This window comes from Bradyrhizobium sp. Kon56 (assembly GCF_055807635.1).
On record NZ_JBVVOU010000017.1, the window covers coordinates 85,651 to 104,521 of the forward strand.

An 18,871-nucleotide genomic window follows, 5' to 3' on the forward strand; every position below is an offset into this window, starting at 1 on the left:
CGTGTTGTATCCCGCGCGCTGGAATTGGCGAGGGCCACGTCACGGCAGCATTAGACCGATGTTTCGGCGGGATGCAACGCTCCTCGCCGCGCCTCACTCATCCCCTGCGAGCAGGGCAGCATTGCCGCCGGCTGCTGCGGTGTTGATCGTCACGGTCTGCTCGGTCGCAAAGCGCGCGAGGTAGTGCGGGCCGCCGGCTTTCGGGCCGGTTCCGGACAGGCCGTTGCCGCCGAACGGCTGCACGCCAACCACGGCACCGATCATGTTGCGGTTGACGTAGATGTTGCCGATCTGGACGCGGTCGACGATCGCCTCGATCGTATCGTCAATGCGGGAGTGGATGCCGAGCGTCAGCCCGTAGCCGGTGCGCTCGATCGCTTGCAGGACGCGTTCGAGATTTTCCGCACGATAGCGCACGACGTGGAGGATCGGGCCGAACACCTCCTCGGTGAGCTGGCCGGCATCCCCAAGCTCGAAGATGTGCGGCGCCACGAAGCAGCCCTCCGGCGCGGTGCCGGCAAAGTGCAGCCGCGCCTCTCTCTTCATGCGTGCGATGTGCGCATCGAGGCGCTGCTTGGCCTCGACATCGATCACCGGCCCGATATGGGTCGCGACGTCGCTTGGATCGCCGATCTTCAACTCGCGCGCCGCGCCCGCGATCATCTCGATCATGCGGTCGGCTACGTCCTCCTGCACGAACAGCAGCCGCAGCGCCGAGCAGCGCTGGCCGGCGGAACGAAACGCCGAGGTGACGACGTCGTCCGCGACCTGCTCTGGCAACGCGGTCGCATCCGCGATCATGGTGTTGATGCCGCCGGTCTCCGCGATCAGCGGCACGATCGGCCCGTCCTTGGCTGCCAGCGCCCGGTTGATGCTGCGCGCGACCTCGGTCGATCCGGTGAAGACGATTCCACCGATATCGGGGTGCGCGGCCAGTGCGGCGCCGATGCGGCCGTCGCCAGTGACGAGGTGCAACGCGCTTGCGGGGATGCCGGCCTCGTGCAGCAGCCGCACCGCCTCGACCGCGATGCGCGGGGTCTGCTCTGCGGGCTTGGCCACCACGCTGTTGCCGGCCATCAGCGCCGCCGTGACCTGGCCGAGGAAGATCGCCAGCGGAAAATTCCATGGCGAGATCGCCACGAAGACGCCGCGGCCGCGCATGGCCAGCGCATTGCTCTCGCCGGTCGGGCCCGGCATCGCCACATCGTTGCCGAACAGCTTGCGACCCTGCGCGGCATAATAGCGGCAGAAGTCGGTGGCCTCGCGCAGCTCCGACAGCGCATCGTCGAGCGTCTTGCCGCCCTCGCGTTGCAGCAGCGCTATGAAATGGGGCGCGCGGTTCTCCAGAAGATGCGCGGCCTGCTCCAGCGCCGCCGCGCGCGTGGCTGCGGGTGTCCGGCTCCAGGCGGCAAAGCCGGCGCGCGCCGCAGCCACTGCCGCATTGGCCTGATCCGGCGTTGCGTCCGCGATCGGCTTGAGGTCGATCGTCTCGGCTTTGACCTCCGTCAGCAACCGGTCGAGCGCGGCGCGCGCGCCGAATTCGACGCCGCGCGAATTGCGCCGCTCCGGCGCGAACAGGTCGGCCGGCAACGGAATCTTGGGATGGGCCGCGTGCTGCGGCCGGACGATGGCATCCGCCGGGCGCTGCAACAGCGCCGTAACCGGCACGCGATAATCGGACGCTTGCGCCACGAAGGAGGAGTTGGCACCGTTCTCCAACAGTCGCCGCACCAGATAGGCGAGCAGGTCGCGATGGCTGCCGACCGGGGCGTAGGTGCGGTAGGCGATCTCCGGGTGATCCTTGGCGAGCTGCTCGTAGAGCGCCTCGCCCATGCCGTGCAGGCGCTGGAATTCGAAGCCGCCGTTCGCACCGGCAAGCTCCAGCACGGTCGCGACGCTCAGCGCGTTATGGGTGGCGAATTGCGGGAAGATGCGTGGCCGCAGACTCAAAAGCTTTTGAGCGCAGGCGACGTAGTTCAGATCCGTCATCGCCTTGCGGGTGAACACGGGATAGCCGTCGAGCCCGCGCTCCTGCGCGCGCTTGATCTCGGTGTCCCAATAGGCGCCCTTGACCAGCCGCACCATCAGCTTGCGGTCATGCGCCCGGGCGAGCGCATCGACATAGTCGATCACGTCGCCGGCGCGCTTCTGATAGGCCTGGATCGCGAGGCCAAATCCGTCCCAACCGGCAAGCGAGGGATCGGCGAGCGTTGCCGCGATCACGTCGAGGGACAACTCCAGACGATCGGCTTCCTCGGCATCGACGGTGAAATTGAGGTCATGGGCCTTGGCGCGTTGCGCCAGGTCCAGCAATTGCGGCACCAGCTCAGCCATCACGCGGTCGCGGCTGATCGCCTCGAAGCGCGGATGCAGCGCCGAGAGCTTGACGGAGATGCCGGGCCGGTCGGGCAGGGGATGGTGACCCGCCGCCTTGCCGATCGTCTCGATGGCACTGGCATAGGCGTCGAAATAGCGCCTGGCATCGGTGGCGGTGCGGGCGCCTTCGCCGAGCATGTCGAAGGAATAGCGCGCCCTCTCGCCGGAGCGCGGCTGGGCCCGCTCCAGGGCCTGCGCGATGGTCTCCCCCAGCACGAAATGATTGCCCATCAGCCGCATCGCCTGGCGCGTGGCGGTGCGCACGGCGGGTGCGCCCAGCCGCTTCACCAGCCGGCCGATGGTGCCGTCGGGCGTCTCGCCGGGCTGGATCACCCGCGCCGAGAGGCCCAATGCCCAGGCCGAGGCGTTGACCAGGAAGGCGGTGGACTTGGTCTCGTGGTGGATGAAGTCGCCCTCGCCGAGCTTGTCCTCGATGAACTGGTCGGCGGTGCGCGCGTCCGGCACGCGCAACAGGGCCTCGGCCAGCACCATCAAGGCCAGCCCTTCCTTGGTCGAGAGCGCAAATTCCCGCAGCATATCCTCGACTCCACCAAGCCGGTCGTCGCGCTTGCGGATGGCTTCGATCAGCCGCGTCGCGGTGCGATCGATCCGCGCCTCCTGCGGCGGGCCGAGATGCACAGACGGCAAAAGGCGCGCGGCGATATCGGCGTCATCGGGCGCGTAGGCGGCGGAGAAGGGAGGCGGAATGTTCGGCATGGCGTGTCCTGTGGCTTCAATTCAGGATAATGCCCACGCTACCTTAGCTCGATAGACAATTTAGCTCATTCGGCTTAGAAAATGAAGCCGCCCAGTCATTTGACCTTACGGAATATGGAATTAGATCGAACCGACCGGAAGATCCTCTCGATTTTGCAGCAGGACGGGCGAATCGCCAATGTCGAGCTCGCGGAGCGCATTGGGCTGTCGCCGACCTCGATCGGCGAACGGCTGAAGCGTTTGCAGCGAGAGGGCTTTATCGAGGGCTATGGCGCGCGGCTCAACCCGCACCGGCTCGGCCTCGGCCTCCTGGTGTTTGTCGAAGTGCTGCTCGACAAGACCACGCCCGACAATTTCGAGCGTTTTGCCCGCGCGGTGAAGCTCGCGCCCGAGGTGCTGGAGTGTCACATGGTCGCCGGCGGCTTCGACTATCTTGTGAAGGCGCGGCTGGCAGACATGGCTGCGTATCGACGTTTCCTCGGCGAGACCTTGTTGTCGATGCCCGGCGTGCGCGAAACGCGAACCTATGCGGTGATGGAGGAGATCAAGCGCGACGCACCATTGCCGGTGGACTAACGAAGTGCCGTCGCGATTGTCATTGCTGTGGCGTCCAATGGGCGGTCTTCGCGGGCAAATAGCTTGCCGTGTGCAATCGCAACGCCTGTCGTCGAGTGCACTGACCGTCTTCTAAAATTTCTTGGCCCGGCTCCCGGATTGATCCGGGAGTTAGCAAAAGCCGGCGGGCTTATACTTTGAGGTTCTCTGCGGAGCTTTTGCCTCGGTTTGCGATCTCTTCATATTCCACCGTCTGTCCTTCGTTCAGGGACGACAGACCGGCTTTCTGCACTGCCGAGATATGCACGAACACATCCTTGCCGCCCGACGCAGGCTGGATAAATCCATAACCCTTCGTCGGGTTGAACCACTTGACCGTACCTTTAGCCATCACGACTTCTCCGCGGGTCTTCCTCCGAGATCTCGAACCGCCAGTCCCCGCCAACCGGCCGGTTCGGTCCTAATACGATACGCGGAATGTGGCTGGCTTGGTAGCTCAAACCACATCGGCATTTCGGCGAATTCCGCTCAACTTCGCGGCGTTTTTGCCGGATTTGCCCTTTTCGCGGTCACTTGGTCGGCGCGCCGCGCGCCATCCGTCAATAAGTCGCGGCCAGATAATCGACGATCTTGCTGACATCGGCATCGTCGATGGGGGCGCCATAGACCTTGATCATCTTGGTCACCTCGGCCTGCCAGAAACCTTTCTTGTCCTTCATCGGCGGCTGCGTGTTGATGTAGTCGGCGGAGTGGCAGGCGCTGCAATTGCCCTGCACGACTTCGAGATTGGGCCCGGGCTTGAACGCCGCGACCTCATCGGGGGTCTTGTAATTGACCGGTGCTGCAAGTGCCGAACCCACCACGGCGGCGAGGGCGAGCGTGATGGCGAGGAAAACGGTGCGCTGCATGATCATTCCCCTCAAGCCACGGTGACGCGGACGGTTTCGACGACGTTGCGCAAGTAACCCGCCGGATTCCAGCGCGGCGTATCCGGCTGGGTTTCGCCGCCATTGCCGGTGGCGCGCACCTTGAGCTCGTAGGAGCCCGCCGCGAGCTTCACCGGCAGCGTCCATTCACGGAATGAGTATTTGCCAAGATCCTTGCCGAGCCTGGCGTTGGTCCAGGTCTTGCCGCCGTCGGTGGAGACCGCGACCTCCTTGATACCCTTGCCGCCGTCGAAGGCGATGCCGCGCAGCGTCGTGCCGCCTGCTTTCAGCTTGGCTCCGTCGGGGACGCTGGTGATGAAGGAACGGATGGTGAAGCGGTTGATCGGGATCGTCGCCTTCGGCGCGGTGCCCGGCTCGACCGCATTGTTCGGCGTGTCCGGAATGCGATAGGCCGACTTCATCCAGAACCCGTCATAGACATTGTCGACGACGGTGATCTCGTTGAGGTGCTTGACCCAATAGGTGCCGAAATAGCCGGGCACGATCAGGCGCAGCGGAAAGCCGTTGAGGAACGGCAGGTCTTCGCCGTTCATGCCATAGGCCAGCATCACCTCGCCGTCGTTGGCGTGATCGATATCGAGCGCCTTGACGAAATCGGGCGTTTTGTCGCTGACCGGACCGTCCATGCCGTTGAAGGTGACCTGCTTGGCGCTGCTCTGCACGCCCGCCATCGCCAGCACGGCCTTCAGCGGCACGCCGCGCCAGCGCGCATTGCCCATCGCGCCGTTGGCGAGCTGGCCGCCGGCCACGCGCGGATCCAGGAAGCCGCGGCTGTTGCCGGAGCACTGGTTGACGGCGACGATCTCGGTCGCCTTCATCTTCCGGATGTCCTTCAGCGACAGCTTGAGCGGCTTGTCGACCTTGCCCTTGACCTCGAGGGTGAACTTGTCGGGGTCGAGATTGTAGGGCAGGTCGGAAAGGTGATAGCGCACGAAGAACGCGTTATTCGGCGTGATCGGGCCGTCGTTGAACACCGCGAAGGGCGTCTCGAGCTGCGGCGGGCGGCTGGTCAGGCCGATCATCGGCCGCTTCTGCGGATATTTCACCAAAGGCCGTTCGCCATTGGCAAAGGGCAGGGCGACGGTGTCGAGTGCCAGCGCTTTGGTCGAGTTCAGTGCAGTCGCAACAGCGGCAAGGCCCGCTCCTTTGAGCAGGTCGCGTCGATCGAACATGTGGTCTCCTCCCGGAGCTTTTCGTTGGATCACGGTCATCACCGCGATCTCTCACTCATCTGTCGCAACGACTCAGATGAAGTCAATTCGTGCTTTCGCAGCAGGCCCATGCCGCTGCGTTGCAGCAAGCCGGTGTTACGCCGCGACGCGTTCGCCGCGATCGACGAGCGCGGACAGCTCCCTCGCGTCCGCAACCACACGCACGGCCATCGGTTCGTCGCGGCCGCGGATCGCGACCTCCTGCTGCGGCAGCGCATCGTCGGAAAGGCCGGCGGTCCGGCGGACTTCCTCCGAGACGATCGCTTCGCAGGCCAGCGTCTTGGTCATGTCCTGGAGGCGGGCCGCGACGTTGACAGCATCGCCCAGCGCCGTGAAGACGATGTGATCGCGATAGCCGATGTCACCGATGATGACCTCGCCGCCATGGATGCCGATGCCGAAGCGGATCGGCTGGCGTAGATCGTGGGACAGGAGCTCGTTGAGCTCATCGATATGCCTGGCGATGCCGGCGGCGGCCTTCAGCGCCTGCCGGCAGGCGGTTTGCGGATCGGCGCTCAGTCCGAACAGCGCCAGCATGCCGTCGCCGACAAATTGGTTCGGCTGGCCGCCATTCTCGATCACAGCCTGCGAGACGGCGCCGAGGAAGCGGTTGACGATGAACACGGTGTCGAACGGCAGCCGCTTCTCGGCCAGCTGCGTCGAGCCGCGCATATCCACGAACAGGCTGACGAGATAGCGCTCCTGGCCGATTCTGGCAGGCGTCGAGGCCTTTGTGTTCGCCGAAAGGGTATGCGCGGTGAAGAGCTGGAAGAAGGAGAGATCCGACGTCGGCCGCAGCTGGCAGGCCAGCCTGATCGAGGGGTCACTGGTGCCGACACGGGTGAGCACGAACGCCTCGCGCTGCGACGGCTCGGGCAGGGCGCCATGATCGCCGATGATGCGGATGCGGCAGGTCGAGCAGCGGGCGCGGCCGCCGCAGACGCTGGCATGCGGCACATTGTGGCGCAGGCTCGCTTCCAGCACGGAGAGGCCCTTGGGGACGCGCACCGTCTTGCCGTTGCCGTAGGACAGCGCGATCATGCCGCCGCGCCGCTCGCGCAGGGCGCGCGCGCCACGCGCCAGCAGCGCCAAAGCGAGCAGTCCGAGATAGCCGGCGGTGAGGCCGCCGGTGATGCGGTCGAGCATCGCGGCCTCTGCCGTGGTGCCCAGCTGGCGGCGCGTGAGATTGTGCGTCCGCCATTCCCCGTCGTCGGCCTCGACCTCGACGCTGCGGCCACCCTGGTAGACACCCAGCAGCGACAGCGTCGGGATCAGCACGGCAGCCGCGAGCAGATAGGGCGCCGCGCGCGTGAAGAACGGTTTGAGGCGAAGCCAGAAATAGATGCCGATGCAGCCGTGCACCCAGGCGATGAGCAGCAGGATCGTCATGGTCCAGATACGGTTCGACGCGACGAAGAACAGATAGAGTTCCTGCGGATAGAGTTTTTGGTGTCCGTAAAGCGTCTGACCGAGCCGCACCCCGATCACATGCGCCATGACCAGCGCGGGGATGCTCAAGCCCAGCACGAGCTGCAGCGGCTCGACCGTCCGCCAACGGAACTGCCGGCGCTGATACAACGCGTAGATGCCGAGCCCCATATGCGTGAGCGCCGCCGTGTAGAACACGATCGCAACCGGCAGGAACTGCCAGAACAGCATGTGGTAGTAGACCCCGATCTCCATCGCATCGACCGAGATGTTGCCGAGCGCATGGTTGAGGAAATGGCTGACCACATAGGCGAACAGGATGACACCGCAAACCAGCCGCACCTGGCGTACGCTGATGGCGCGGGAAAGATCGGAAAATCGTGTGGATGCGGTTGCGGCCATGATTCTGTTGTATCAGTTCATGAAGGAGAACAGCCAGCGTCGCGTTTAATTCCGGGGGTGGATAGCGCGCCCGATCACATGCGCGGCAAGCTGCCGCAATCTCCGTGTCGTCCTGGACAAGCACCCCCGGGGGCGCACGCGGATCCGGGACGACGGTACCCAACATTGACTCCCCCTCTCAGGTTGGCGAAAAGCGCCGCCGTGAGGACAGCTCCCGACATCACGATGCTTCCCGCCGGCGCGGCGCGCCGGCCGCTCGTCATGGCCGCGGCGATCATCGCCGCGATGACGCTGCTGCGCATCGTCTACGCCTCGGCCATCGAGCTGCGCACGGACGAGGCCTATTACTGGACCTGGTCGCAGGAGACGGCGCTCAGCTTCCTGGATCATCCCCCCGGCATCGCCTGGCTGATCCGGTTCGGTACTGCGATCTTCGGCGACACCACACTCGGTGTGCGCTTCGGCGGCATCGTCGCGATGCTGGTGACGCAGCTCCTGCTCGCGGACATCGTCCGCCGCCTCACTCATGATGTGCGCGCCGTCGTGCTCGCGGTGCTGATGCCGGAGGCCGCGCTCTATTACGGACTGCTGATGGCCAAGGTCGCGCCCGATGTCGCCATGATCCCGTTTGCGGTGGCAATGATGTGGTGCCTGGTGCGGCTCGCGCAGGGCGGCGACGGCCGCTGGTGGCTCGCGGCCGGCCTGTTCGCCGGGCTCGCGATGCTGTCGAAATTTACCGTGATCATGTTCGCACCGGCGGTTGCCGCCTTTCTGCTGGTGCCGGATTGGCGCTGGCGCTGGTTGCGCAGCCCCTATCCTTATCTCGCGGTCCTGATCGCAATCGCCGTGTTCTCGCCGGTCCTGATCTGGAACGTGCAGCACGACTGGGCCGCGATTCGCTTCCAGGGTGTGCGCGCCACCACCAGCTACGGCATCTCGCTCCGCACATTCGGCGACTACATCGGCCTGCAATTCGGACTGGTCGGCTTCGTCATGCTGCCGGTGGTACTGACGGGGGTGGTGCTGACGGCGTGGCGCGGCTATAGCACGCGCGAGCCGGTCGCGATTTTGCTGTCGACCGCGGTCCTGGTGCCGTTTCTCTATTTCCTGGGGAAATCGCTGACCCTCCGCGTCGGCGACACCTGGCCGATGTTCATGTGGCCGGTCGGTTTCGCCGCCGCCGCTGTCAACCTCACCATGCTGTCGCGTGAAAAATGGTCGGCGCGGATGATCAGATCGTCGCTGTTCTGGGTCAACACGGCGGTGGTCTCCGGCACCGCCTTTGTCGTCATCGTGTTCCTCTACTACGTCGCCGCGCCCTGGAATTTACTTGGCAAGATCGATCCGATCGGTGCCGAGTCCGGTTACGAGCAGGTCGCCGCGCGCGCACAGGCCGCATTGGACGAGACTGGCGCGACCTGGATCGCCACCACGGACTACCGCACCTATGCCATGATGCGCTGGCTGTTCAGGGGCCGGGTGCCGGTGATCGAGATCAACGAGCGCGGCCGCTTCCAGGACTTTCGCGATCCGGGCATGGACCGGATCAAGGGCCACGTCGGCATCTATGTCGGGCGCGAGCCGGACAATCGCTCATCACTGTGGGAGAACATCCCCGCCAAGCGCGAGCCGCTCGGTCAGGTCGAGCGCCGCTGGCGCGGTCTCGTGATGGACACGTACACGCTGGAAAAGCTCACCGGCTGGACCCCGGAGCTGTCGCCGCCGAAAGACTCGCCGCTGTTCCGGTGGCGCGTGCTGGCGGGCGAGTTTGAGCGGCGTACGCTCGCCTAGCAAGGCGGCCTTCTTCCTTCTCCCCTTGCGGGAGAAGGTGGCGCGAAGCGCCGGATGAGGGGTCTCTATCCGCTAAGACGACTGCGAGAGGCGCGCGCGGAGAGAACCCCTCACCCGTCTCGCCGCTCTGCGGCGAGCCGCCCTCTCCCGCAAGGGGAGAGGGGAAAACGAGTCCGCCGCGCAAGATGGCGTTCTACTCTTCCTCGTCCTTCTTCCGCAGCAGATCCGTCGCGAGGTCCGACAGCTTCGGCGGCGGCAGTGCGGCGAACGGCAGCGGTCGTGTGACGTCGATTGCGGCGAGGCCGAGCCGCGCCGTCAGCAATCCATTTAGCATGCCTTCGCCCAGCCGCTGCGACAGCTTCGCCGCAATGCCGTGGCCGAGCATCTGCTGCACCAGGCTGTCGCTCGCCGCCATGCCGCCGGTGATGGCGAGATGAGCGATGACATGGCGGAGCAGGCGGATCATGCCGAGCGCGCCGGGCCGGCCGCCATAGAGGAAAGCGAGCTGGCGGATCAGGCGCAGCGACACGATGAACACGAACATCACGTCGATCGCCGCTCGCGGGCTCACCGCCGTGACGATCGAGACTTTTTGCGCTGCTGACGACACCAGCCGCCGCGCCTCGATGTCCAGCGGCGACATCAATTCGCGCTCGGCGAGCCGGATCATGTCGGCGCCGTCGATGATCTCGCCGGCGTGGCTCTCCAGGGCGGCACGGGCGCGCGCGAGCTGCGGGTTCTGGTGCGCGATCTTGAGCAGATCCTGCACGATGATGCGGCTCTCCTTGCGATCGTCGCTGGCAAGAACAGCGGCTGCGCGCTGATGCAGCTTTTCGATCGTTGCCAGCCGCGCCAGCCCGAAAGCCTCGCGTCCGGTCACCACCGCGAGCGCAAGCGCGGTGACGAAGGCAAGCGCCAGTCCGACGAAGCCGAGGCTGTCGCTGCGCGCAAACAGATCCTCGATCAGACGGACGACGCCGAGCCCGACCCCGAGCAGCGTCAGCCCGGCAACGCCGGACCAGAACATTGCGCCCCAGGGAAAGCCGCGCCGCGCCGGAAGCGTCGCTGCGATTGGCACCGGCAAATTCGCCGGATCGGGCTCCGGCGTGATCTGGATGGTGGTACGGCCGAGCCGGGTCGTCTCGTCGGCCTCGGTGACGACGACGCCGGGGTCGTCGAGCCGGAACGTCGCCGGTCGCCGTGGCTTCGATCGGTCGTTCATGACAATTTGTCTCCGATCAGGAACTGCAAGGCACGGTCGAGGCGGATGTGAGGCAGCGCCGGGTGGTCGGCCCCCTCACGTTCGAGCTTCGGCGGACGGAAGCGCAGGAAGCGAAAATCGCTCTTCCCGGCGGCCTCGGTCGAGAGGCCGCGGAATGCGTCGGTGCCGTTGAACAACGGCTCGGGATCCAAGGGCAGGTCGCCCGGAAAGGTTGCCACCTCGGTGCTGCCGTCGAAGAATTCGCCGCCGGCGCTTTCGCCCGCGGCGGGCGTTCCCAAGATCGACGGCAATTTGTCACGGCCATGCGCGACCTGCGCCTCGCGCGTGGCGCGGACGGCGGCGAGCGCGACGACGTCGATCGCCGCACCGGTATTTTCCGCGCGCGCAACGGCGCGGGTGACCGCGCGGCGCAGCACGGCCTCGAGCCGGTCATGGCTGGAATGATGCAGATGATCCGCCTTGGTCGCCGCGAACAGCACGCGGTCGATCCGCGGCCGGAACAGGCCGGAGAGGAATGTGCTGCGGCCGATGTTGAAGCAGTCGAGAATGCCCGCGAGTGCGGCTTCGAGATCGTGCAGCGCTTCGGGGCCGGCGTTGAACGCGGCGAGCGCGTCGGCCAGTACGATCTGGCGATCGAGCCGGGCAAAATGATCGCGGAAGAACGGCCGCACCACGACGTCCTTGTAGGCCTCATAGCGGCGCACCATCATCGCCCACAGCGATCCCTCCGGCGCCTGGCCACCCGCGGGTACGTCGAGCGGCGCAAAGGTCAGCGCCGGTGTGTCGGCGAGATTGCCCGGCATCAGGAAGCGGCCGGGCGGCAGCAGGCTCATCGCAAACCGCTCATCGCGGCAGCCTTGCAAATAGCCCCTGAAGAGCTTTGCGGCCGTCAGCGTCGCCTGCTCGTCCTCGCGCGCCTCGGGCTTGAGCGTTGCGAGATGCGCGTGCCAATCCGCGGCAAGATGGACGCGCGGCGCCTCGCGTGACAAGGCGAGACTTTCGGCCGACCATTGCTCAAAACTCTTCTGAAGCAGCGGCAGGTCGAGCAGCCACTCGCCGGGATAGTCGACGATGTCGAGCGTCAGCGTGCGGTCGGCGCCGTTCTGGCGCTGGTAGTCGATGAGGAGCCTGAGCTCGCTGATGTCGACAGTCGAGTTCGGCCAGCGCCGCTCCTCGATCAGCGCGCGCAGATGGCTCTCATAGGCAAAGCGCGGCACCGCGTCGTCCGGCTGCGGCGCCAGATGCGCCCGCGCGATCCGCCCGGATGAATAGGCCTCGAACACCGGAAACCGGCCGCCACGGGTGAGGCCGTGGATCAGCGCGGTAATGAACACCGTCTTGCCGGCCCGGGACAGGCCGGTAACCCCCAATCGTACCGTCGGATTGAAGAAATGCTCGCCGTAGTCGATCAGCGCCCGAGCCGACAGGCGCGCCTCCTCGATCATATCCTGGAAACTAAATGCCATATGAACGTTGGGAATCCCGGGCGAGGGCGGATAGGCAAAAAGGACTAATCACAAAAGTGGCAACTGCCTGAGGAAAATCAAGCTTCATACTTCCACCGTCTTTGTCGGCAAATCAGCCGTTTGAACGACGCGCCGATCCCGAAACACCCATACAAGAGGGTATTAACTCACCTTGCGGATTGCCATGACCGTCTTCCAATTGAAACAGCTCGCATCCTCCTCCGTCCACGCAGCCGCCGACGCGGTCGGCTGGCATTACGACCGCGCCGAGTTGATCGCCGACGGCGTGATCCACGCGATCGGCGTGCTCTGCGGCATCATTGCCGCGACCGTGCTGGTGGTGCTGACGGTGCTCTTTGCCGACGCGACCGACATCGTCGGCGTCTCGATCTACGTCGCCGGCCTGCTTTCGATGCTGGTGTTGTCGGCGACCTATAATCTGTGGCCAGTCTCGCCGGCCAAATGGCTGCTGCGGCGCTTCGACCATTCGGCGATCTATCTCCTGATCGCGGCGACCTACACGCCGTTCATCCTGGAGGTGAAGGACAGTGGGTTCGCGCTGGTGCTGCTCGCCGGCGTCTGGTGCGTGGCGCTCCTCGGCATCGTGCTGAAACTTCTCTACCCCGGCCGGTTCGACCGCGTTGCGGTCGGGATCTACCTAGCGATGGGCTGGAGCGGCATCATGCTCTACGATTCCGTGGTCAAGGCGCTGCCTGCGCTGGTGCTGGGCTTCGTCCTTGCGGGTGGACTGCTCTACAGCTTCGGCGTGATCTTTCATGCCTGGCGGCGGCTGCGCTTCCAGAATGCGATCTGGCACGGCTTTGTCTTGGCCGGCGCGGCGTGCCATTATACCGCGGTGCTCGACCTCGTGTTGAGCTGAGCAAGCTCCGCGAAGCGCAATAAGCCAAAACGGTATAAGACAAGAGGAGACGTCGCATGCAGGTGACCGGCAAGGTCGTGGTCGTCACGGGCGGCGCCAACGGCATCGGCAAGGCGCTGTGCGAAGCCTTTCACAAGGCGGGTGCGGCCAAGGTCGTCGTCGCCGACATGGACGCGGACAACGCGCGGGCGGTCGCGGCCACGGTGGATGGCGCGGCCTTCAAATGCGATGTCGCGCAGGAAAAGGATATTTCCCACGTCATCGAGGAGACCGAGCGTCAGTTCGGCCCGATCGAATTGTTCTGCTCCAATGCCGGCATCGGCGGCGGCTTCGACCCGATGTCGGTCAATGCCGGCGGCGCCTCGGATGAGCCCTGGCAGCGTAGCTGGGCGATCCACGTCATGGCGCATGTCTATGCGGCGCGGCATCTGATCCCGCGCATGAAGGCGCGCGGCGGCGGCTATTTCCTTAACACGATCTCGGCCGCCGGCCTGCTGTCGCAGGTCGGCAGCCCGGCTTACTCCACCACCAAGCATGCCGCGGTCGGCTTTGCCGAAAATCTCGCGATCTCGCACAAGGCGCACAACATCCGTGTCTCGATCCTCTGCCCGCAGGGCGTGGACACCAACATGCTGCGTTCGATCCCCAAAGGCCCGCAATCCGGCGACGGCGACCTCTCGCCCGAGCAGGTCGCCAAGGACGTGCTCGCCGGTCTCGATCAGGAGACGTTCCTGATCCTGCCGCACCCGCAGGTGCTCGGCTACATGCGCAAGAAGACCGAGAATTACGACCGTTGGATCGGCGGCATGGCCAAGATCCAGGCTAAGATGCGGGAAGATTTCGGGACGTAGGAAGGGGCCTGCCACGACCTCCGGTGTCGTCCTGGCTTTCGCCAGGACGACCGTCGGCCCTCAATGCTTCTGCCCGTACAGCACCGGCACCGCCGAATCCACGACCACCTCCACCAGGCTCGTCCCTTCGAATGCCATCCCGCGCTTGAGCGCCTCGCCCAGTTCGGCCGCCTTGCTCACCCGCACCGCATGGCAGCCCATGCCCTCGGCCAGCCGCACGAAATCGATCCCCGGCAACTCGAGTCCCGGCACGTTCCTCACCTGCATCACCTGGCTGAACGAGCGCATCGCGCCGTAGCCGGAATTGTTGATGACGATGATCGTGAGCGGCAGCTTGCGCTGCGCGGCGGTCCACAGCGCCTGGATCGAATACATCGCCGAGCCGTCACCGATCAGGCACACCGTGCGGCTCGTCGGCTTGCCGAGCGCCATGCCGACCGCGGCCGGCAGCGAGTAGCCGAGGCCGCCGCTCGCCATGGTGTAAAAACTGTCCTGGCCGCGCATCGGCATGAACTTTTGCATGGCCGGCCGGTGCGAGGGGATTTCCTCGACCAGCGACGCGCCGTCCGGCATCGCCTGCGACAGCGAATGCAGCAGGAATTCGACCGGCAACGGATCGGCGGCTTGCGGCGCCGGCGGCAGCGTTCGCCCCTTCGGTGCCGCGCGCTTGCTCTCCGGCAAGAGGTCGAGCAGCATTGCGAGCGCCGGCTTCATCGTCGCGATGATGCTGGTGCCGACCGGCGTCACCGCCGCGGCATCGGGGTCATCGGTGATCTGGAAGATCGTCGCGCCGCCATCGAAGATCGCGGCGTGGCCTTCGACGTGGAAGGTGAATACGGGCGCGCCGATCACGACGACGAGGTCGTGCTCGCGCAGCGCGTCCGACAATTGCGCCGGCGAGGCATGCAGGAAACCCGCGAACTGGGGATGACGTTCCGGGAACGAGCAGCGCGCCGAAAACGGGCTGACCCAGACGCTGGCCCTGGCCTTCTCGGCCACGCGCACCATCAGGTCGACAGCGCCGGCGCGATCGACGCCGGGGCCGACGACGAGGGCAGGGTGCTTGGCCGAGCCGAGCGCGGTGACCAGCGCCTTCATCGCGTCAGCCTCGGGCCCGATCTCGCGACTAACCTTGCGTGCTTCGACGGGAGCCGTCGCATGCGCCCAGTCGTCGACCGGGATCGAGACGAAGGTCGGCCCGCATGGCGGCTGCATCGCGGTGTAATAGGCGCGCGCGATGGCGGCCGGAACGTCCTCGGGCCGCGCCGGCTCCACGCTGTACTTCACATAAGGCCTCGGGAATTCGGACGCACGCTCCGCATACAGGAACGCCTGCAAGGGGAGGATCGAGCGTGCCTGCTGGCCCGCGGTGATCACCAGCGGCGTCTGGTTGCGATGCGCGGTATAGATGTTGCCCAGCGCGTTGCCGACGCCGGCGGCCGAATGCAGATTGACGAAGCCGGCATTGCGCGTCGCCTGCGCATAGCCGTCGGCCATGCCGACGGCGGAGGCTTCCTGAAGCGCGAGCACGTAGTCGATGTCGTCGGGCCAGTCGCTCAGGAACGGCAGCTCGGTCGAGCCGGGATTGCCGAATACCTTCTTGATGCCGAAGGAGCGCAGCAGGTCGAGCGTCGCCTGCTTGACGGTGACGGATTTGCTGCCGGTCTTGCCGTTCTTCGCCATGGTTTCCGTTCCTCTAATTCCTCATCCTGAGGAGCGCGTCTTCGCGCGTCTCGAAGGATGAAGGCCCGGCTGGTGGCCTCGCTCCTCAGGGTGAGGGTCTAGCAGCAGTGTATCACCACACCGCGGTCCCCTTCATCGTCGGCTGCCCCTCCGCGTTCGCGGTCCACAGCTCCATGCCATCAGCGGTCTCGTTGGCGTTGATGGAAAACTCGCTGCCCTCGAACAGCGGTTGCACCCCGCGATAAGTAAACCTCTTCGGCGGCTTGCCGCCGTGCAGCTTCGCCGCCATCTCGATGATGAACGTTGCCTGCAGCGGCCCGTGGAAGATCAGGCCCGGATATCCCTCGACCTTGGTGACGTAGTCGCGGTCGTAATGGATGCGGTGGCCGTTGAAGGTCAGCGCGGAATAACGAAACAGCAGCACGGGATCGGAGACATGCGTCTGGCGATGCTGCGCCTTCGGCGGCGGAGGCGGCGCCTTTGCCGGCGCGGACGCCGTCGTCATCTCGCGATAGACGATGTCCTGCCGCTCGCGGATGGCGATGCCGCGCGGCGAGGAGATGCTGTGCTCGACCGAGACGAAGCACAGCGTGCCGGTCGAGCCGGTCTTCACCTGTACGTCCGCGATGCGCGAGCTCCGCGTCGATTCGTCGCCGACGCGCAGCGGCTGCAGGAACTCGATCTCGCCGCCGGCCCACATCCGGCGCGGCAGCGGCACCGGCGGCAGGAAGCCGCCGCGGGTGGGGTGGCCGTCGGGGCCGAGCATCGACATCGGAAACACCGGCTGCGCCAGGCACCAATGCACCGTGAACGGCGCCGCGTCGCCCGGCTTGGGCGCGCCGACCTCCTGGAACAGCGTCGCGCGCAGGCCCTTCACGAGCTGCGCGGTGACGGTGTCGGTTGCCTCTTCGCTGCGGCCGATCCATTGCCTGAGATGGTCGATGTCGAGCTTCTCGGTCATGACGCCTCGCGCTTGTTGTTACGATTTCTTGGCCGGTCGTTCGCCGATCGCCGGTACAGCACCATAGCTGCGCGTCTCGCCGACAATGATCGGCGCAGGCGCGGGATAGCTGACGCGTCCTTGCGGCGTGTCGACCTCGATGCGGCGCAGATGCGGATGCTTGGTGAGGTCCGCCATGGTGTTGACCTCGGCAAAGGCGATGTCGGCGTCGGACAGCCGCTTCAGCAGCTCATCGCGCGTCATCTTGCCGAACGCATCTGCGACCGTCTTGTCGGTGAAGTCGCGGTTGCGCACGCGCTCGACCATATTGGCCACGCGCGGATCGGCGGGCAGATCGGGCTGGTCCAGCACTTTTGCGCAAAGCGTCTTCCATTCGCGCTCGCTCTGGATCGAGATCAGGATGTCCTTGCCGTCGCTGGACGTGAACACGCCATAGGGTGCGATCGAGGGATGGCGCAGCCCCATGCGCTTGGGCGGATTACCGGCTTCGGAATTGAGCAGCGGCACGGTGCACCAGTCCGCCATCACGTCGAACATGGAGATGCGGATGTCGGCGCCCTTGCCGGTGCGTCCGCGCCCGATCAGCGCCTCCAGGATCGCCGCATGCGCGGTGGCGCCGGTCGCGACGTCGACGATGGACATGCCGACGCGCGAGGCGCCGTCGGGATTGCCGGTGATAGAGGCAAGGCCGCTCTCGGCCTGGATCAGGAGATCATAGGCCTTGCGGTGCGCATAGGGGCCGTCGTCGCCATAGCCGGTGATCGTGCACGAAATCAGCCTGGGATAATCCTTCAAGAGCCGCTCCCGCGAAAAGCCGAGCTTGTCCATCGAGCCCGGCTTGAGGTTCTGGATCAGCACGTCGGCGCTCGCGATCAGTCGCTCCAGTTCGGCGCAACCTTCCTTGGTGGCGAGATCGACCACCGCGGATTGCTTGCCGCGGTTGAGCCACACGAAGTAGCTGCTCTGGCCCTTGGCCGCCGCGTCATAGCCACGCGCGAAATCGCCTTCAGGCCGCTCGATCTTGATGACTTCCGCGCCGGCATCCGCCAGCCGCGACGAGCAGAACGGTGCCGCCACCGCCTGCTCGACCGCAATCACCCTGATCCCGTCAAGTGCTCCCATGATGGCTGCCTCAGTACGAGCGGGGCATGCCGAGGACGTGCTCGGCGATGAAGGACAGCACGAGATTGGTCGAGATCGGCGCGACCTGATAGAGCCGCGTCTCACGGAATTTGCGCTCGACGTCGTACTCCTCGGCGAAGCCGAAGCCGCCATGGGTCTGGACGCAGGCATTCGCCGCTTCCCAGGACGCATCGGCCGCGAGCATCTTGGCCATGTTGGCCTCCGCGCCGCAGTCGAGCCCGGCCTCGTATTTGCGCGTCGCTTCCTTCACCATCAGTTCGGCCGCGCGCATCGCGGCGTAGGCCTTGGCGATCGGGAACTGGATGCCTTGGTTCTGGCCAATCGGCCGGCCGAAAACGCTGCGCTCCTTGGCGTAGCTGGTGGCCTTGGCGATGAACCATTTGGCGTCGCCGACGCATTCGGCAGCAATCAAAATGCGCTCGGCATTCATGCCGGAGAGGATGTAGCGAAAGCCCTTGCCCTCTTCGCCGATCAGATTTTCCGCCGGCACCTTCATGTCGGTAAAGAACACTTCGGTGGTGGCATGGTTCATCATGGTGCGGATCGGGCGAATCTCGAGGCCGTTGTTCTTGGCCTCGCGCATGTCGACGATGAACACCGAAAGGCCGTCGGTGCGCTTCTTGACCTGGTCCTTCGGCGTGGTCCGCGCCAGCAGGAGCATCAGGTCGGAATGTTCGGCGCGGCTGGTCCAGATCTTCTGGCCGTTGACCACGTAACCGGCATTGCCGTCCTTGCGCGCAAAGGTCTTCAGCGAAGTGGTGTCGGTGCCGCTGGTCGGCTCGGTGACGCCGAAGGCCTGCAGCCGCAATTCGCCGCTCGCGACCTTCGGCAGATATTTTGCCTTCTGCTCGTCATTGCCGTGCCGCAGCACGGTGCCCATCGTGTACATCTGGGCGTGGCAGCCGCCGCCGTTGCAGCCCGCGCGCTGGATCTCTTCGAGGATCGCCGCGGCCGCTGAAAGCTTCAAGCCCGCGCCGCCATATTCCTCGGGGATCAGCACCGAGAGATAACCGGCCTCGGTCAGCGCGTCGACGAAGGCCTTGGGGTAGTCCATCTCACGGTCGAGCTTGCGCCAGTATTCGCCGGGAAACTGCGCGCACAGCTTTGCGACGGCTTCGCGGATGTCGGCGTGATCTTCGGTTTGGTGTTCTTCACTCATGGGGTTTCCCGTATGTGCGGCAGTTAAGATAACGCCGGCCGATCCTCTGGCGTTGTGAAAACAACGCCAGCCCCCTATG

Annotated in this window: 15 protein-coding genes; 4 read left to right on the top strand and 11 right to left on the bottom strand. The window is 65.4% G+C overall.

Translation table 11 applies throughout. The features are described 5' to 3' along the window. Positions 1-93: 93 nt before the first annotated feature. Positions 94-3,093, bottom strand: coding sequence for a bifunctional proline dehydrogenase/L-glutamate gamma-semialdehyde dehydrogenase PutA (gene putA / locus AC0L3B_RS24895; RefSeq protein WP_473381164.1), 3,000 nt, complete (start codon positions 3,091-3,093; stop codon positions 94-96). 114 nt (positions 3,094-3,207) lie between these two features. On the opposite strand from putA, the gene AC0L3B_RS24900 reads away from it, so the two are divergent. Next, entirely contained in the window at positions 3,208-3,669 is a 462-nt protein-coding gene (locus tag AC0L3B_RS24900; protein ID WP_018453673.1) for an Lrp/AsnC ligand binding domain-containing protein, read from the top strand. Positions 3,670-3,838: 169 nt separating this feature from the next. Here the strand turns inward: AC0L3B_RS24900 and AC0L3B_RS24905 are convergent, their stop codons facing one another. The 4 genes from AC0L3B_RS24905 to AC0L3B_RS24920 all read right to left on the bottom strand — a co-directional run bounded on the left by AC0L3B_RS24905 (position 3,839) and on the right by AC0L3B_RS24920 (position 7,636). Further along, positions 3,839-4,039 (bottom strand): cold-shock protein, encoded by a 201-nt coding sequence (locus AC0L3B_RS24905; protein WP_007596519.1) that lies wholly within the window; start codon positions 4,037-4,039, stop codon positions 3,839-3,841. Between the two features lie 208 nt (positions 4,040-4,247). Further along, complete coding sequence (sorB, locus tag AC0L3B_RS24910; RefSeq protein ID WP_085384418.1) at positions 4,248-4,556, bottom strand: SorB family sulfite dehydrogenase c-type cytochrome subunit; 309 nt, start codon at positions 4,554-4,556, stop codon at positions 4,248-4,250. Between the two features lie 11 nt (positions 4,557-4,567). Further along, positions 4,568-5,767, bottom strand: coding sequence for a SorA family sulfite dehydrogenase catalytic subunit (gene sorA / locus AC0L3B_RS24915; RefSeq protein WP_473381165.1), 1,200 nt, complete (start codon positions 5,765-5,767; stop codon positions 4,568-4,570). A gap of 135 nt (positions 5,768-5,902) precedes the next feature. Continuing rightward, on the bottom strand, positions 5,903-7,636 hold the full coding sequence (locus AC0L3B_RS24920) for an adenylate/guanylate cyclase domain-containing protein (RefSeq protein ID WP_473381166.1): 1,734 nt from the start codon (positions 7,634-7,636) through the stop codon (positions 5,903-5,905). Positions 7,637-7,861: 225 nt separating this feature from the next. Between AC0L3B_RS24920 and AC0L3B_RS24925 the strand changes: the two genes are divergently transcribed. Then, on the top strand, positions 7,862-9,427 hold the full coding sequence (locus AC0L3B_RS24925) for a glycosyltransferase family 39 protein (RefSeq protein WP_368509069.1): 1,566 nt from the start codon (positions 7,862-7,864) through the stop codon (positions 9,425-9,427). A 193-nt stretch (positions 9,428-9,620) separates the two neighbouring features. On the opposite strand, the gene AC0L3B_RS24930 is transcribed toward AC0L3B_RS24925, so the two are convergent. Continuing rightward, the gene (locus tag AC0L3B_RS24930) at positions 9,621-10,649 is read right to left on the bottom strand and encodes a YcjF family protein (protein ID WP_247489379.1); all 1,029 of its coding nucleotides are present in this window, start codon (positions 10,647-10,649) and stop codon (positions 9,621-9,623) included. Next, on the bottom strand, positions 10,646-12,115 hold the full coding sequence (locus AC0L3B_RS24935) for a YcjX family GTP-binding protein (RefSeq protein WP_204512291.1): 1,470 nt from the start codon (positions 12,113-12,115) through the stop codon (positions 10,646-10,648). Before AC0L3B_RS24935 ends, AC0L3B_RS24930 begins: the two co-directional genes overlap by 4 nt. A gap of 184 nt (positions 12,116-12,299) precedes the next feature. On the opposite strand from AC0L3B_RS24935, the gene trhA reads away from it, so the two are divergent. Then, the gene (gene trhA / locus AC0L3B_RS24940; protein WP_018453680.1) at positions 12,300-12,995 is read left to right on the top strand and encodes a PAQR family membrane homeostasis protein TrhA; all 696 of its coding nucleotides are present in this window, start codon (positions 12,300-12,302) and stop codon (positions 12,993-12,995) included. A gap of 56 nt (positions 12,996-13,051) precedes the next feature. Further along, entirely contained in the window at positions 13,052-13,846 is a 795-nt protein-coding gene (locus AC0L3B_RS24945) for an SDR family oxidoreductase (protein ID WP_018453681.1), read from the top strand. Between the two features lie 60 nt (positions 13,847-13,906). Here AC0L3B_RS24945 and mdlC read toward each other — a convergent pair whose 3' ends face one another. The 4 genes from mdlC to AC0L3B_RS24965 all read right to left on the bottom strand — a co-directional run bounded on the left by mdlC (position 13,907) and on the right by AC0L3B_RS24965 (position 18,792). Further along, positions 13,907-15,529, bottom strand: a complete 1,623-nt coding sequence (gene mdlC, locus AC0L3B_RS24950; protein ID WP_473381167.1) for a benzoylformate decarboxylase — start codon at positions 15,527-15,529, stop codon at positions 13,907-13,909. 112 nt (positions 15,530-15,641) lie between these two features. Next, entirely contained in the window at positions 15,642-16,490 is an 849-nt protein-coding gene (locus AC0L3B_RS24955; protein ID WP_204512288.1) for an HTD2 family dehydratase, read from the bottom strand. Between the two features lie 18 nt (positions 16,491-16,508). Continuing rightward, positions 16,509-17,612 carry a CaiB/BaiF CoA transferase family protein gene (locus AC0L3B_RS24960; RefSeq protein WP_377829247.1) on the bottom strand — a complete coding sequence of 368 codons (1,104 nt, stop codon included), beginning with the start codon at positions 17,610-17,612 and terminating at the stop codon, positions 16,509-16,511. 10 nt (positions 17,613-17,622) lie between these two features. Next, positions 17,623-18,792 (bottom strand): acyl-CoA dehydrogenase family protein, encoded by a 1,170-nt coding sequence (locus tag AC0L3B_RS24965; protein ID WP_473381168.1) that lies wholly within the window; start codon positions 18,790-18,792, stop codon positions 17,623-17,625. Between the last annotated feature and the right edge of the window lie 79 nt (positions 18,793-18,871).